Raw genomic sequence first — 18,112 nt, 5'->3', positions numbered from 1 at the left:
GCGTTGCCGGCGCCCGATCAGACAGCGGTATCGCAACGCGAATATGAAGCACCGCAAGGCGAAACGGAAACCGCGATCGCCGAGGTATGGCAAGAACTGCTGGGCCTGGAACGCGTCGGCCGTCGCGATCACTTCTTCGAACTGGGCGGCCACTCGTTGCTGGTGATCGGCCTGATCGAACGCCTGCGCCAGCGCGGTTTGAATGCCGATGTGCGCGCCGTGTTTATCGCGCCGGTACTCAGTGTCCTGGCCGAAACCCTTCGCGCGAATCCGAACGCCGTAGACGATTTCCAAGTCCCCGCCAATCTGATCCCGGACAGTTTCCGGGATGAAGCGAACGAAGCAGATACCGAGGAGTTTCACGTATGACGCCACAGGATGTGCTCGCCCGACTGCGCGAGAGCAACATTTCCGTACATGCCAGCGCCGGCGAACTGGTCGTGCGTGCGGCACGCGGTGTCATGACCGCCGAATTGTTGGCCCTGCTCAAGGAGCACAAGGCCGCTCTGTTGGCGACCTTGCCGGACGAGGCGGCCGCAGCGCGGATCACGCCGGAGATGTTGCCGCTGGTGCAGTTGTCTCAGGAAGAGATCGACGGCATCGTCGATAGCGTCCCGGGCGGTGTGGCGAATATCCAGGACATCTACCCGCTGGCGCCGTTGCAGGAAGGCATCCTGTTCCATCATCTGCTCGATGGCGAGGCCGACGCGTATCTGCTGCGCTCGCTGATCGCCTTCGACAGCCGCGCGCGCCTCGATGCTTTCGTCGATGCCATGCAGAAGGTCATCGCGCGCCACGACATCCTGCGCAGCGCAGTGCGCTGGCAGGGCGTGGCCAAGCCGGTGCAAGTCGTGCATCGTCAAGCGGCGCTGCCGGTCAACGAGTTGGCCTGCGAAGCCGGCGAAGACGCCATGCAGCATCTGCTGGCGCAGACCGATCCGCGCCGAACCCGATTGGATCTGCGCAGAGCGCCGCTGCTGGAGGCGTTCGTCGTCGCCGACCCGGCCAACGGCGAATGGCTGCTGAGCCTTCTGCGCCATCACATGGTGTGCGACCACGTCACCATGGAATTGCTGTTGTCGGAAGTAGCCGCCGTGCTGCGCGGCGACGAACGCAATCTGTCGGCGCCGCAGCCGTACCGCAACTTCATAGCCCGCACGCAGGCGGTTTCGACCGATCACCACGAAGCCTATTTCCGCGAGCACCTGGGCGATATCGATACGCCGACGGCGCCCTTCGATGTGCTGGAGGTGCAGGGAAGCGGCGACGCCGTCGAAGAGTCGAAGCGCGTTTTCAGCCAAGCGACGGCGACGGAATTGCGCGCTAGCGCCCGTCGTCTCGGCGTTTCGCCGGCGGCGCTGTTCCATCTGGCTTGGGGCCGCGTGCTGGCGCAGTGCAGCGGGCGCGAAGCGGTGGTGTTCGGAACCGTGCTGTCGGGCCGCTTGCAGGCCACCGACAGCGGCCAGGTAGTCGGCATGTTTATCAATACGCTGCCGATCCGGATCGATCTCGATCAAACCCCGGCCATCGAAGCGGTGCGCGCGACGCAGCGCGATCTGGCCGAACTGTTGCAGCACGAACAGGCATCGCTGGCGCTGGCCCAGCGCAGCAGCGGCGTGCAGGCGCCGTTGCCGTTGTTCACGACGCTGTTGAACTATCGTCACAGCCACGCGCCGAAACAGCCGTCGGACGCCGCGGCCAGCGATGTCTGGACCGGCGTGCGCCTGATCGGCGGCGAAGAGCGCACCAACTATCCGGTCACGATGGCGGTGGAGGATTGGGGCGATGGCTTCGGCCTGACCGCGCAGTGCGCGGCGGGTATCGATCCCGAGCGCATGGCGGGATATCTGGAGACCGCGGTCGAATCCCTGCTGCAAGCGCTGCGCGAAGAGCCGCAGCGCGCCGTGCGCAGCCTCAAGGCGATGCCGGACAGCGAACGTCAGCAAGTGCTTGAGGCGTTCAATGCCACCGGCATGGATTTTGATCTCGATCAGACCATACAGGGCTTGTTCGAAGCGCAAGTTGCACGACGGGAAGATTCGATCGCGCTCGAGTTCGAAGGCGATCAACTGAGTTACGGCGAGCTTAACCGTCGCGCCAATCGGCTGGCCCATCATCTGATCCAGGCCGGCATGCGTCCCGACGCTCGGGTGGCGATCCACATCGAACGCAGCGTCGAGATGGTGGTCGGCCTGCTCGCCATTCTGAAGTCCGGCGGCGCCTACGTGCCGCTGGATCCGAGCTATCCGTCCGAGCGCTTGAACTACATGCTCGCCGATTGCGCGCCGGTGGCGTTGCTGACTCAGCGCAGTCTGCGCGATCGCTTGCCCGAGTCGGATGCGCGCCCGGTGTGGTGCCTGGACACCGATGCCGGCTTGTGGGCCGATCAGTCCGATGCCAATCCCGATGCCGTCGCACTGAAGCTGACTTCGCGCCATCTGGCCTATGTGATCTACACCTCCGGCTCGACCGGCCAGCCCAAGGGTGCGATGAACGAACACCGGGGCGTGGTCAATCGCCTGCTGTGGGCGCAATCGCAGTTCCAGCTGACCGCGTCGGATCGCGTTCTGCAGAAGACCCCGTTCGGATTCGACGTATCGGTTTGGGAATTCTTCCTGCCGTTGTTGGCAGGCGCGCGGCTGGTAATGGCGCGGCCGTTGGGGCATCAAGAACCGGATTACCTCGCGAGCATCATCGATTCGGCGGCGATCACTGTCGTCCACTTCGTGCCGTCGATGCTGCAAGTGTTCCTGGAGCAGATCGCCGCTGCCGAGTGCGGCAGTCTGCGTCAGGTGTTGTGCAGCGGCGAAGCGCTGCCGTACGCGCTGCAACAGCGTTGCCTGCAGAAACTGCCGTCGGCGAGCCTGCACAATCTGTATGGCCCCACTGAAGCCGCCGTGGACGTCACCTACTGGCGCTGCGATCCGCAGCAGCACGCCGGTCGCGTTCCGATCGGCCGGCCGATCGCGAATACGCGCATGTACGTGCTCGATGCGCAAAGCGAACCTGCGCCCGTGGGCGTGGCAGGCGAACTGTTCATCGGCGGCGTTCAAGTCGGCCGCGGTTATCTCAATCGTCCGGAATTAACCGCGGAGCGCTTCGTTCGCGATCCGTTCAACGCCGATCCGCGGGCGCGGATGTACAAGACCGGCGATATGGGCCGCTGGTTGGCCGACGGCACGATCGAATACCTGGGCCGTAACGATTTCCAGGTGAAGATTCGCGGCTTCCGCATCGAACTCGGCGAGATCGAAGCCAGGCTGATGGCCTGCGAAGGCGTGCGCGAAGCGGTGGTGATCTCGCGCGAGGACGTGCCCGGCGACAAGCGTCTGGTGGCTTATGCGGTGATGGAAGCGGGTGTCGAACTGTCGGTGTCGGTGCTGCGTGAGTCATTGTCGCGTGATCTGGCCGAATACATGGTGCCGAGCGCGTTCGTTGCGCTGGAGTCGCTACCGCTGACCCCGAACGGCAAGCTGGATCGCAAGGCGCTGCCGGCGCCGGATCGCGACTCAGTGCTGAGCCGGGCCTTCGAGGAACCCGTCGGCGAGATCGAAATCGCGATCGCGGCGGTGTGGCAGGATCTGCTGGGTCTGGAGCAGGTGGGCCGCAATGATCATTTCTTCGAACTGGGCGGACATTCGCTGCTGGTGATCGGGCTGATCGAACGCCTGCGCCAGCGCGGTTATTCGACCGACGTGCGCACCGTGTTCACTGCGCCGGTGCTGCGTGCCTTGGCCGAGCAACTGGCCGGTGGTCCGGTCGCGTCGGCCGACGAGGTCGCCGCCAATCCGATCACGCCGGAAACCAAGCGCATCACACCCGACCTGTTGCCGCTGGTCGCGTTGAGCCAGGACGAGATCGACGGCATCGTCGATTCGGTTCCCGGCGGCGTTCGCAATCTGCAGGACATCTACCCGCTGGCGCCGTTGCAGGAAGGCATCTTGTTCCACCATCTGCTGGAGCACGGCAGCGAGGGCGATGCCTATCTGATGCGTTCGGTGGTGGCGTTCGACGGCCGCGAGCGGCTGGATACGTTCCTGGCGGCATTGCAACAGGTGATCGCGCGTCACGACATTCTGCGCACGTCGGTGCATTGGGAGGGATTGTCGCGGCCGGTGCAGGTAGTGCATCGCGAAGCGCCGTTGCCGATCGAAGCGCTGGCTCTGGATCAGAGCCGGGACGTGTTGCCGCAGTTGCTCGAGCGCACCGATCCGCGCCGCATTCGTTTCGATCTGCGTCGCGCGCCCTTGCTGCGTGCGTACATCGCCGAGGATCGCGGTAACGGCGAGTGGCTGCTGGCCTTGCTCAATCACCACATGGTCGATGACAACTATTCGCTGCAGCTGCTGCTCAAGGAAGTGCAGATGCTGCTGCGCGGCGAGCAGGATCAGCTGGCGCCGGCGATGCCGTACCGCAGTTTCATCGCTCGCACCAACGCGATGGATATGAGCGGGCATGAGGCTTATTTCACCGAGCAGTTGAGCACGGTGGACGAGCCGACGGCACCGTTCGGGATCTTAAACGTGCAGGGCGATGGCGAACAGGTCAGCGAGGCGCGTATCGGCCTTGCGCCTTCGTTGGCGGCGGGGATACGCGATGCATCGCGGCGTTGCGGCGTGTCGCCGGCGGTGTTGTTTCATGTCGCCTGGGCGCAGGTGGTGGCGCAATGCAGCGGCCGCGAGGATGTCGTGTTCGGCACCGTTCTGTCGGGCCGCCTGCAGGGCTCGGAGGGCGCCGACCAAGTCGTCGGCATGTTCATCAATACCTTGCCAGTGCGGCTGTCGCTGGCCGATATCGACGCATCCCAGGCCGTGCGCCAGATGCATCAGCGCCTGGTCGAACTGCTGCAGTACGAGCAAGCGTCGCTGGCCTTGGCGCAGCGCTGCAGCGCGGTGCAGCCGCCGCTGCCGCTGTTCACCGCGCTGATGAACTACCGCCACAGCAATGCGCTCACCAGCGATGAAGAGATCGAGGCCGCGGCGCGGGCCTGGAACGGAATGCGTTCGATCAGCGTGGAGGCGCGCAACAATTATCCGCTGACGATGTCGGTCGAGGATCTTGGCGAGGCGTTCGGTCTGACCGCGCTGACGGTGGCGGGGATCGATGCGCAGCGGCTGGTGCGGTACATGGAGCAGGCGTTGGCATCGTTGTTGTCGGCGCTGGAGGGCGGAAGTTCGCAAGCGCTGAAGTCGCTTTCGATTCTGCCTTCGCCGGAGCGTGAGGCGATCCTGCACGGGTTCAATTCGACTGAGGCGTCGTCGCAGAATCAAACGTTGGTGGATCTGTTCGCCGCGCAGGTAGCGCGGACGCCGGATGCGCCGGCGGTGTCGTACGAAGGTGTGACGCTGAGTTATGCCGAGTTGGACTGGCGCGCGAATCAGGTCGCGCATCGTCTGATTGGCTTGGGCGTGAAACCCGATGATCGGGTGGCGATCTGCGTCGAGCGCAGCGTGGAGATGGTGGTTGGGTTGATCGGCATCCTGAAAGCCGGCGCGGGTTACGTGCCGCTGGACCCGAGCTATCCGCTCGATCGCCTGAGCTACATGCTGGCCGACAGCGCGCCGATGGCATTGGCGACGCAGGCGTCGGTACGGCCGTTGTTGGGTTCGCTGTCGGTGCCGATGGTTGAGCTGGAAGACGCGACGCTGCTTCAGGAATCGGAGCAGGCGCCTTTGGTGGCACTGAACCCGACGCATCTGGCCTACATGATCTACACGTCCGGTTCGACTGGTCAGCCCAAGGGCGTGATGATCGAGCACCGGTCGCCGGTGAACTTCTGGCGGGCGATGAAGGCGACCACCCATCGCGAAGTAGCGCCGGGTTCGCGCATCGGTCTGAACGCGGCCTATGCGTTCGACATGTCGCTCAAGGGCTTGCTGCAACTGCTGTCGGGTCACTGCGTGCTGCCGATCCCGCAGTCGATCCGCGCGAGCGGCCCGGCGATGCTGGAGTTCATCGAAGCGCAGAAGATCGATGCGCTCGACAGCACGCCTTCGCAGTTGGAAGGTTTGTTGGCGGCGGGACTGTTGGAAGGCGAGGGACACCGTCCGGTCAGCGTGTTGCTGGGCGGCGAACCCATCGGTCCGAAGTTGTGGGCTCAGCTTCGCGATTCGAAGCGCATCCACTTCCACAACATGTACGGTCCGACCGAGTGCACGGTGGATGCGACGATCGGCAGTATTCGCGAAGCCTCTGGCGGACCGGTGATCGGTCGCCCGATCGCGAACACACCGGTGTACGTTCTGGATGCGCGCGGTGAACCGGTCCCGGTCGGCGTCGTCGGCGAGTTGCATCTGGGCGGCGTCCAGGTTGCTCGTGGTTATTGGAACCGTCCTGGGCTGACAGCCGAGCGGTTTGTACGCGACCCGTTCAGCGCCGATCCGCAGGCGCGGATGTACAAGACCGGCGATCTGGGCCGTTGGCTGGCCGATGGCACGATCGAGTACCTGGGTCGCAACGACTTCCAGGTCAAGATTCGCGGCTTCCGTATCGAGCTGGGCGAGATCGAAGCCCGGCTGGTGGCCTGTGATGGTGTGCGCGAAGCGGTGGTGATCGCACGCGAAGACGTCAAAGGCGACAAGCGGCTGGTGGCCTACGTGGTCATGGAGCCGGACGTCGAATTGTCGGTGGTCTTCTTGCGCGACGCGCTGTCGAAGGACTTGGCCGAGTACATGGTTCCAAGCGCCTTCGTCGCGCTGGAATCGCTGCCGCTGACCCCGAACGGCAAACTGGATCGCAAGGCGCTGCCGGCCCCGGATCAAGGCGCGGTGCTGAGTCGGGCCTTTGAAGCCCCGCAGGGCGAGATCGAAATCGCGATCGCGGAGGTCTGGCAAGACCTGCTCGGTCTGGAGCGAGTGGGCCGCAACGACCACTTCTTCGAACTGGGCGGTCACTCCTTGTTGGTGATCGGCTTGATCGAGCGCCTGCGCCAACGCGGCTTTTCGACCGACGTGCGCACGGTATTCACCACGCCGATGCTGCGTGCGCTGGCCGAACAGCTGGTCGGTGAACCGGTTGCGACCGCGGCCGAAGCGGCAGCCAACCCGATCACCAGACAGACGACACACCTTACACCGGACCTGTTGCCGCTGGTCACGCTCAACCAGAATGAGATCGACGGCATCGTCGATTCGGTACCCGGTGGCGTAAGCAACATCCAGGACATCTACCCGCTGGCGCCGTTGCAGGAAGGCATCCTGTTCCATCACCTGCTGGAACAGGACCGCGAAGGCGACGCCTACCTGATGCGCTCGGTGGTGGCGTTCGACAGCCGCGAGCGACTCGACCTGTTCCTGACGGCTTTGCAACAAGTCATCGAGCGCCACGACATCCTGCGCAGCTCAGTCCGCTGGCAGGGGCTGCCGCGACCGGTTCAAGTGGTGCATCGCGATGCGCCGCTGCCCATTGAATCGATCGCGGTCGATCCCCAGCAGGCGGCGCTGCCGCAGTTGCTGGAGCGTACCGATCCGCGCCGCATGCGTCTGGACTTGAGTCAGGCGCCCGTCCTGCGCGGGTATATCGCCCAAGACGCAACCAGCGGCGAATGGCTGCTGGCATTGCTGCGCCATCACTTGGTCTGCGACCACGTGGCGATGGATCTGATTCTGTCGGAGATCCAGACCCTGCTCAGCGGCGGAACCCTGCCGGCTGCGCGCGCCTATCGACACTTCATCGCCCAGATGCAGACAGTGGCTGACGACGAGCACGAAGCCTACTTCCGAGCGCAATTGGCGTCGGTAGAAGAGCCGACCGCGCCGTTCGGAATACTGAACGTGCAGAACGACGGCGAGCAGGTCGAAGAAGCACGCCTGCCGCTGTCGATGGCAATGGCGCACTCGATCCGTGACGCATCGCGCCGCCGCGGCGTGACCCCGGCGGTGTTGTTCCACGTCGCCTGGGCGCGGGTGCTGGGGCAATGCAGTGGCCGCGAGGATGACGTTGTATTCGGCACGGTGCTGTCGGGCCGTCTGCAAGGATCGGAAGGCGCCGATCAAGTCGTCGGCATGTTTCTGAACACCTTGCCGATCCGGATTGGGCTGGACCGGGACGTGCCGGCATCGATCGCCCAGGTCTATGCACAGCTGAGCGAGTTGCTGGAGCACGAGCAGGCGTCGCTGGCCCTGGCGCAGCGGTGCAGCGGCGTACAGGCACCGTTGCCGTTGTTCACGTCGCTGTTGAATTACCGTCACGGCCATGCGGCGACGCCGGAAGACAGCGCGCAGGCGATGCAGGCCTGGAGCGGCATGCGCCTGATCGGCGGCGATACGCGCAATAACTATCCGCTGACGATGTCGGTGGAGGATCTGGGCGAGGCGTTCGGCCTGACGGTACTGGCCGTGGCGGGGATCGATCCGCAGCGGCTGGTGCGGTACATGGAGCAGGCGTTGGCGTCGTTGCTGTTGGCGTTGGAGGACGGATCGAAGCAAGCGCTGCAGTCGCTGCCGGTTCTGCCCGAAGCCGAGCGTGAGACGGTCTTGCGCGAGTTCAATTTGGCGGATGCGAAGCAGCACGATCAAACGTTGGTGGAGCTGTTCGCCGCGCAGGTTGCACGCACCCCGGATGCGCCGGCGGTGTCGTACGAAGGTGCGACGCTGAGTTATGCCGAATTGGATCGGCGTGCGAATCAGGTCGCGCATCGTCTGATCGGTTTAGGTGTGAAACCCGATGATCGGGTGGCGATCTGCGTTGAGCGTAGCGTGGAGATGGTGGTCGGCTTGGTCGGCATTCTGAAGGCCGGCGGGGGTTACGTGCCGCTGGACCCGAGTTATCCGCTCGACCGCTTGAGCTACATGCTGACCGACAGCGCGCCGATGGCATTGGTGACGCAGGCTTCAGTTCGTCCGCTGTTGGGGTCGTTGTCAGTGCCGGTGATCGAGTTGGGAGGCGCGACGGCGGCGCAGGAGTCGGAACAGACGCCGTTGGTGGCACTGAACTCGACGCATCTGGCGTACATGATCTATACGTCGGGTTCGACCGGTCAGCCCAAGGGCGTGATGATCGAACATCGCTCGCCGGTGAACTTCTGGCGGGCGATGCAGGCGACCACCCACCGAGAGGTGGCCCCAGGTTCGCGCATCGGCTTGAACGCGGCTTACGCGTTCGACATGTCGCTCAAGGGCTTGCTGCAACTGCTGTCGGGCCACTGCGTGCTGCCGATCCCGCAGTCGATCCGCGCGAGCGGCCCGGCAATGTTGGAGTTCATCGAAGCGCAGAAGATCGATGCGTTGGACAGCACACCGTCGCAACTCGAAGGCTTGTTGGCGGCGGGGCTGTTGGAAGGCGAGGGCCATCGTCCCATCAGCGTACTGCTGGGCGGCGAGCCCATCGGCCCGAAGCTGTGGGCGCAACTGCGCGATTCGAAGCGAATCCACTTCCACAACATGTACGGCCCGACCGAGTGCACGGTGGATGCGACGATTGGAAGCATCCGCGAAGCGACCGGCGGGCCGGTGATCGGTCGTCCGATCGCGAACACGCCGGTGTACGTGCTGGATGCGCGCGGCGAACCGGTGCCGATCGGCGTCGTCGGCGAGTTGCACTTGGGCGGCGTGCAGGTGGCGCGGGGTTACTGGAATCGTCCGGAACTGACGGCGGAGCGGTTCGTCCGCGATCCGTTCAGTGCCGACCCGCAGGCGCGGATGTACAAGACTGGCGATCTGGGCCGTTGGCTGCCGGACGGCACGATCGAGTACCTGGGCCGTAACGACTTCCAGGTGAAGATTCGCGGGTTCCGCATTGAACTGGGCGAAATCGAAGCGCGGCTGGTGGCCTGCGACGGCGTGCGCGAAGCCGTCGTCATCGCACGGGAGGACGTCGAAGGCGACAAGCGCCTGGTGGCCTACGCGGTCATGGAACCCGGAGCCGAACTTTCAGTGGCTGCGCTGCGCGATGCCCTATCGAAAGATCTAGCCGAGTACATGGTGCCGAGCGCGTTTGTCGCCTTGGAGGCATTGCCGCTAACCCCGAACGGAAAGCTAGACCGAAAAGCCCTGCCTGCACCGGATCAAACAGCGGTGCTGAGCCGCGAATACGCAGCCCCGCAAGGCGAGATCGAAACCGCCATCGCCGAGATCTGGCAAGACCTGCTGGGTATCGAGCGAGTCGGCCGCTACGACCACTTCTTCGAGCTCGGCGGCCATTCGCTGCTGGCGATGCAACTGATGGTGCGTGTACGCGAGCAATTCCACGTCGATGTGCCGTTGCGCGGCCTGTTCGAACAGCCGGTGCTGCACGTGCTGGCCGATGCGGTCAGGGTCCAGCAGATGATGGAGTTCCTCGGCGATGAGCTGCAGGAAATGGAAGACGAACTGGACGGTCTCTCGGAAGAAGAGTTGCTGGAAATCCTGAAGCGGGAGTCGGTCAATGAGTAAGAGCAGCGAGTCGCTGGAAGAGCTCAAACGAAGCATCCTGCTGAACCGGCTCAAGCAGCGCGCCGCCGCCGGCGCGGCGGAGCGCGGGGCGCGCGACGCGATCGGGCATGCCGATCGCAGCCAGTCGCTGCCGCTGTCGTGGGCGCAGCAGCGCTTGTGGTTTCTCGATCAGCTCGATCATTCCGCTGGCGCCGCCTATCACATGCCGGTGGCCTTGCAGCTGAGCGGTGAGTTGGATCTGTCCGCGTTGCGAAACAGCCTCGACCGGATCGTTGCGCGCCACGAAAACCTGCGAACCCGTTTCGTCAGCCAATCCGGCGCGCCGGTGCAGGTGATCGATCCGGCCGACACCGGCTTCGCCTTGAATCAATCCGATCTGCGTGGCCTGTCGGCCGATGAGCAAGCCGCGGCGGTGAGAACCCAGAGTCGCGAAGAAGCGCGCGCTCCGTTCGATATGGCCCAGGGCCCGCTGATCCGCGGCCGCCTGCTGCGTCTGAGCGAACACGAGCATGTGCTGCTGGTAACCCAACACCACATCGTCTCCGACGGTTGGTCGATCGGCGTGCTGGTGCAGGAAGTCACCGCGCTGTACGACGCCTTCCGACAGGGAAAACCCGATCCGCTGCCGCCACTGCCGATCCAGTACGCCGACTACGCCGCGTGGCAACGCGGCTGGCTGCAGGGCGAGACCTTGCAGCGCCAGAGCAACTACTGGCGCGAGCGACTGCGCGGCGCCCCGGCGGTGCTGGAGCTGCCGGCGGACCGGCCGCGCCCGCCGGTGCAAAGTTACGCAGGCGACCGCGTTCCGGTTCGGTTGTCGAGCGCTTTGAGCGCGCAGCTGCGCAGCTTGTCGCAACGCCACGGCACGACGATCTTCATGACCCTGCTGGCCGGCTGGTCGATCTTGCTGTCGCGCCTGAGCGGTCAGTCCGAAGTGGTGGTGGGCAGCCCGGTGGCGAATCGCCAGCGGCGCGAGCTGGAGCCGCTGATCGGTTTCTTCGTCAACACCCTGGCGCTGCGCGTCGATCTGCAGGACGCGCCGAGCGTAGCCGACCTATTATCGCGGGTGAAGTCGACGACGCTGGCCGCATACGAACACCAGGATCTCCCGTTCGAGCAAGTGGTCGAAGCCGTACAGCCGGCGCGCAGCATGAGCCACAGTCCGCTGTTCCAGGCGATGCTGACGATGAACAACACACCGGGCGGCGGTGGCGGCCTGTCGTTGGCCGGCCTGCGGATAGCGGCGCTGGAATCGCCGCATCCGACCACTCATTTCGATCTGGCGCTGTCGCTCAACGAAGGCAGCGACGGAATCGCGGGTAATCTCGAGTTTTCTACCGACTTGCTCGACCGCGATACGGTAGAGCGCTATGTCGGCCATTTCGCGACTCTGCTCGCGGCGATGTGCTCGGACGACCAAAGTTCTATTGCGCGTCTGCCGTTGCTGACGCGCGTCGAGCATGAAGCCATCGTCGAAGGATTCAATGGCGACCGCGCCGAAACCGGCAGCGGCAGGTTGCTGCACGAACTGATCCAGGCCCGGGTGCATGCGAATCCGAACGCGATCGCGCTGGAATTCGAAGGTCAGGCGCTCAGTTATGGCGAACTGAACCGTCGCGCGAACCGGTTGGCGCATCGGCTGATCGCATCGGGCGTGAAGCCCGACGATCGCGTCGCCATCTGCGCCGAGCGTGGTTTGGACATCGTGGTCGGTCTGCTCGGCATCCTGAAGGCCGGCGGCGGCTACGTCCCTCTGGACCCTGCCTATCCGCCCGAACGGCTGGCGCACATGCTTGCCGACAGCGCGCCGGTCGCATTGGTCACGCAGCGCGCTTTGCGCGACAGCTTGCCGCTGCTGCGCGATTGCGCGGTGCCGATGCTGGATCTGGACGGCCAGGACGCGGATTCGAGCAACGCCGACAATCCCGATCCGAGCGCTCTGAGCCTGCAATCGCGGCATCTGGCATATGTGATCTACACCTCCGGTTCGACCGGCGAACCCAAGGGCGTGATGATCGAACACGCCAGCATCGTCGCCCAGGCCTTGACGCATATCCGCGCCTACGCGCTGACGCCGAAGGATCGCACCCTCGAGTTCGCCACCTTCTCGTTCGACAGCTCGGTGATCGAGCTGTTCCCGGCGCTGTGCGCGGGAGCGACGGTGGTGCTGCGTTCGGCCGACATGGTCGCGCCGGATAAGGAATTCGAGGATTTTCTGCGCGATCGCCGCTTGAGCGTGATCGACCTTCCGACCGCGTTCTGGCATCAGTGGGTGCAGGAAATCGGTGTTGGACGCAGCCTGCCCGGCGCCGATCTGCGTCTGGTCGCGGTGGCCGGTGAAAAAGTCGAGCGGCGTTACCTGAGCGTATGGCTCGCGGCGCCGTCCACGCGCGGCTGCCGTTGGCTCAATCTGTACGGCCCGACCGAAGCGACCGTGGACTCGACCTTCATCGCCTTCGATGGCGGCGCGTCCGTGCCGGCCGGAGAAGTGCCGATCGGGCGGCCCATGACCAATACGCGGGTGTATCTGCTGGACGAAAATCGCCAGCCGGTGCCGATCGGCGTGGCCGGCGAGATTCACGTCGGCGGCGCCGGCGTGGCGCGCGGTTACTGGAATCGGCCGGAGCTGACCGCCGAGCGCTTCGTGCGCGATCCGTTCAATGCCGATCCGCAGGCGCGGATGTACAAGACCGGCGATCTGGGCCGTTGGTTGGCCGATGGCACGATCGAGTACCTCGGGCGCAACGATGCGCAGGTCAAGATCCGCGGATTTCGCATTGAACTGGGCGAGATCGAAACTCAGTTGGCCGCGTGCGAAGGCGTACGCGAAGCGGTGGTGATCGCGCGCGAGGATTCGCCGGGCGACAAGCGGCTGGTGGCGTATCTGCTGGCGCACGAGGGTGTGGTTCTCTCGGGCGCTGCGCTGCGCGAGCGTTTGTCTCATCGCTTGGCCGAATACATGGTGCCGAGCGCGTTCGTGATGCTGGAGTCGCTGCCGCTGACGCCGAACGGAAAGCTGGATCGCAAGGCCTTACCGGCGCCGGATCAGAGTGCGGTGCTGAGCCGCGAATACGAAGCGCCGCAAGGCGAGATCGAAAGCGCGATCGCGGCGGTGTGGCAGGAACTGCTGGGCCTGGAGCAGGTCGGGCGTCACGATCACTTCTTCGAACTCGGCGGGCATTCCTTGCTGGCCGTGCAGGTCGCTTCGCGTCTGCGGCAATCGCTGGGTCTGGAAATTCCGTTGCGCGATCTGTTCGCGCGGCCTACGCCGGCCGCGTTGGCCGCCGGCCTGCAAGGCGGCAGTGGTGCGTCGCAGTCGCCGATCGGTCTGGCCGACCGCGGCGCGGCGTTGCCGCTGTCGTGGGCGCAGCAGCGCCTGTGGTTCCTGGATCAGCTCGATCACTCGGCCGGTGCGGCTTATCACATGCCGGTGGCGTTGCGGCTGAGCGGCGAGTTGGATCGCTCGGCATTGCGTGGCAGCCTGGATCGCATCGTGGCGCGGCATGAAAATCTGCGCACGCGCTTTGTCACCGAGGCCGGCGCCGCGGTGCAGGTGATCGATTCAGCCGATGTCGGCTTCGCGTTGAGCGAATGCGATCTGAGCGACATGTCTGCTGATGAGCAGGCGGCGTCGGTGGCGGCGCAAAGCCGCGAAGAAGCGCGGGCTGCGTTCGATTTGGCTCAAGGGCCATTGATTCGCGGTCGCCTGCTGCGACTGAGCGAGAGCGAACACGTGCTGCTGGTGACTCAGCATCACATCGTCTCCGATGGCTGGTCGATCGGCGTGCTGGTACAGGAAGTCAGCGCGCTGTATGACGCATTTCGTCAAGGTCAGCCCGATCCGCTACCGCCGCTGCCGATCCAGTACGCCGACTACGCCGCGTGGCAACGCGGCTGGCTGCAGGGAGAGACTTTGCAGCGTCAGAGCAATTATTGGCGCGAGCAGTTGCGCGGCGCTCCGGCGGTACTGGAATTGCCGACCGACCGGCCGCGCCCGCCGGTGCAGAGCTATGCCGGCGATCGAGTTCCCGTGCGTCTGTCTGGCGATCTGAGCGCGCAACTGCGTAGTTTGTCGCAACGCCATGGCACGACCGTGTTCATGACCTTGCTGGCCGGGTGGTCGATCTTGCTGTCGCGTTTGAGCGGTCAGTCCGAGGTGGTGGTCGGCAGTCCGGTTGCGAACCGGCAACGCAGCGAGCTTGAGCCGCTGATCGGCTTCTTCGTCAACACATTGGCGCTGCGCGTCGATCTGCAGGAGGTGCTTAGCGTTGCCGAGCTGTTGTCGCGGGTGAAGGCGACGACGTTGGCCGCCTACGAGCACCAGGATCTTCCGTTCGAACAAGTGGTCGAAGCCGTACAACCGGCGCGCAGCATGAGCCACAGCCCGCTGTTCCAGGCGATGCTGACGATGAACAACACGCCGGGCGGCGGCGGTTTGAATCTGCCGGGTCTGTCGATCGAATCGCTGGACAGCGGTCAGGCGACGACGCACTTCGATCTGGAACTGTCGTTGAGCGATAACGGCGAGTCCATCGTTGGCGGTCTGCTGTATTCGACGGATTTGTTCGATCGCGAGACCGCTGAGCGGTATGTCGCCAGCCTCACCGTGCTTCTGCAACATCTGGCTCAGGAATCGTCTACGGTCGATGCGCTGCCGTGGTTGCCGGCCGGCGAACGCGAGAGGGTGGTGGAGGGGTTCAATGCGACTGCCGCGCCGCGCCGTATCGAGCTGATCCATCGCGCATTCGAGGTCCAGGCTCGTGCCACGCCGGAAGCGATTGCGCTGGAGTTCGATGGCGCGCGTCTGACTTACGGCGAACTCAATCGACGCGCCAATCGTCTGGCGCACCGGTTGATCGGCGTGGGCGTGAAGCCGGATGAGCGAGTCGCGATCTGCGTCGAGCGCAGTCTGGAGATGGTGGTCGGCCTGCTCGGCACGCTGAAGGCCGGCGGCGCTTATGTCCCGCTGGACCCGAGCTATCCGCGCGATCGTCTGGCCTACATGCTGGAAGACTGCGCGCCGACAGCGGTGTTGGTGCACGCCGCTACTCGCGAACTGTTGCCGGAAGGCGCTGTGCCGCCGCGCATCGCGTTGGACGCCGATCCGTCGTTGGTTGAGCAGAACGAACACGATCCCGAGCCTGAGTCGTTGGGGCTGACGCCGCGGCATCTGGCCTACGTGATTTACACCTCGGGTTCGACCGGCCAGCCAAAGGGCGTGATGAACGAGCATCACGCGGTGATGAATCGTCTGGATTGGGGCGTTCGGCAGTTCCCGTGGAGCGCTTCTGACAGAGTGCTGCAGAAGACGCCGTTCGGCTTCGACGTATCGGTGTGGGAGTTCTTCCAGCCGCTGCTGTCGGGCGCGACCTTGGTGTTGGCCAAGCCGCTGGGCCATCAGGACCCGGATTATCTGGTCGATCTGATCGAAAGCGCCGATATCACGGTAGCGCACTTCGTGCCGTCGATGCTGCAGGTGTTTGTCGATCGGGCCGATGCGGGCCGCTGCAAGGGTCTGAAACAGCTGTTCTGCAGTGGTGAGGCGCTGCCCTACAGCCTGCAACAGCAAGTGTTCGCCGCGCTGCCCGGGGTTGAGTTGCACAACCTGTACGGCCCGACCGAGGCCGCGATCGAGGTGACGTATTGGAACTGCGCGGAACCGTCGCAACGACGCGCGGTGCCGATCGGGCGCCCGGTGGCGAATACGCAGATGTATGTGCTGGATGCTCGCGGCGAGCCGGTGCCGGTGGGTGTCGCGGGCGAACTGTTTATCGCTGGCGTGCAGGTGGCGCGGGGCTATTGGAATCGTCCGGAACTGACGGCGGAGCGGTTCGTCCGTGATCCGTTCAGTGCCGACCCGAAAGCGCGGATGTACAAGACCGGCGATCTCGGCCGCTGGCTGGCGGACGGCACGATCGAATACCTGGGACGCAACGACTTCCAGGTCAAGATCCGCGGCTTCCGCATCGAGCTGGGCGAGATCGAGGCCAAGCTGGCCGCCTGCGACGGCGTGCGCGATGCCGTGGTGATCGCACGCGAAGACATCGAGGGCGATAAGCGCTTGGTGGCTTACGCGGTGATGGAGCCCGGTGTCGAATTGTCGGTGGCCACACTGCGCGAGGTGCTGTCGAAAGACCTGGCCGAGTACATGGTTCCAAGTGCCTTCGTCGCGCTAGAAGCATTGCCGCTGACTCCGAACGGCAAGCTGGACCGCAAGGCCCTGCCGGCACCGGATCAAGCCGCGGTGCTGAGCCGCGAATACGCCGCCCCGCAAGGCGAGATCGAGACCGCCATAGCCGATATCTGGCAAGACCTGCTGGGTATCGAGCGAGTCGGCCGTCACGATCACTTCTTCGAACTGGGCGGCCATTCGCTGCTGGCCGTGCAGGTCGCCTCACGCCTGCGCCAATCGCTGGGTCTGGAGATTCCGCTGCGCGATCTGTTCTCGCGTCCCACCCCGGCCGCGTTGGCCGCAAGCGTGCAGGACGCGCAGAGCGAATCGCAGCCGCCGATCACGCTCGTCGATCGCAATACCGCATTGCCGCTCTCGTGGGCTCAGCAACGCCTGTGGTTCCTGGATCAGCTGGACCATTCCGCCGGCGCGGCGTACCACATGCCGGTGGCCTTGCAGCTGCGCGGTGAACTGGACCGTGCAGCGCTGCAGAACAGCCTGAATCGGATCGTCGCTCGCCACGAAAACCTGCGCACCCGCTTCGTCAGCCAGTCCGCTGCCCCGGTGCAGGTGATCGACCCGATGGATACCGGCTTCGTTCTAATCGATCACGACCTGAGCGATCTGACCGCCGACGCGCAAACCTCCGCCGTAGCGACGCAAAGCCGCGAAGAAGCCCGCGCCCCGTTCGATTTGGCTCAAGGCCCGCTGATCCGCGGCCGCCTGTTGCGCTTAAGCGAACACGAGCATGTGCTGCTGGTGACCCAGCATCACATCGTCTCCGATGGTTGGTCGATCGGCGTGCTGGTGAAGGAAGTCAGCGCGCTGTACGACGCTTATCGCCAGGGTCAGCCCGATCCGCTGCCGCCGCTGCCGATCCAGTACGCCGACTACGCCGCATGGCAACGCGGTTGGCTGCAAGGCGAGACCTTGCAACGTCAAGCGACGTATTGGCGAGAGCAACTGAGCGGCGCCCCGGCGGTACTGGAACTGCCGACCGACCGGCCGCGCCCGGCGCTGCAAAGCTACGCCGGCGACCGCGTCCCGGTTCGCCTTTCGAGCGAGGTGAGCGCGCAGTTGCGGGCCCTGTCACAACGCCACGGCACGACCGTCTTCATGACCCTGCTGGCGGGCTGGTCGGTGTTGCTGTCGCGCCTGAGCGGCCAATCCGATGTCGTCGTCGGCAGTCCGGTCGCGAACCGCCAGCGCAGCGAACTTGAACCGCTGATCGGCTTCTTCGTCAACACCTTGGCGCTGCGCGTCGATCTGCAGCATCAACCCAGCGTGGCCGACCTGCTGGCACAGGTAAAAGCCACGACCCTGGCCGCATACGAACACCAGGACCTGCCGTTCGAGCAAGTCGTCGAAGCCGTGCAGCCGGCGCGCAGCATGAGCCACAGCCCGCTGTTCCAGGCGCTGCTGAGCTTGAACAACACCCCCGACGGCGGCGGCCTGCAACTGCACGGACTGACCCTGTCGCAGCTCGACAGCGGGCAACAGACCGCGCAGTTCGATCTGGCCTTGTCGCTGACCGACAACGGCAATGCCTTGAGCGGCAGCATCGCCTACG

The 18,112-nt window shown here is 64.7% G+C and carries 3 protein-coding genes; all 3 read left to right on the top strand.

Translation table 11 applies throughout. The features are described 5' to 3' along the window. Positions 1-369: phosphopantetheine-binding protein (locus tag J7J50_RS20965; protein ID WP_215063428.1), on the top strand; the 369-nt coding region annotated here is incomplete at its 5' end. Further along, entirely contained in the window at positions 366-10,370 is a 10,005-nt protein-coding gene (locus tag J7J50_RS20960; RefSeq protein WP_215059561.1) for a non-ribosomal peptide synthetase, read from the top strand. The genes J7J50_RS20965 and J7J50_RS20960, both read left to right, overlap by 4 nt. Then, on the top strand, positions 10,363-18,112 hold a 7,750-nt coding region (locus J7J50_RS20955), incomplete at its 3' end, for a non-ribosomal peptide synthetase (RefSeq protein ID WP_215097551.1). The genes J7J50_RS20960 and J7J50_RS20955, both read left to right, overlap by 8 nt.

The organism is Lysobacter sp. ISL-50, from assembly GCF_018612875.1.
In the GTDB taxonomy this organism is placed as follows: domain Bacteria; phylum Pseudomonadota; class Gammaproteobacteria; order Xanthomonadales; family Xanthomonadaceae; genus Lysobacter.
The sequence above is the reverse complement of the archived record's forward strand: the minus strand, read 5'-3'. Positions and strand labels throughout refer to the sequence as shown.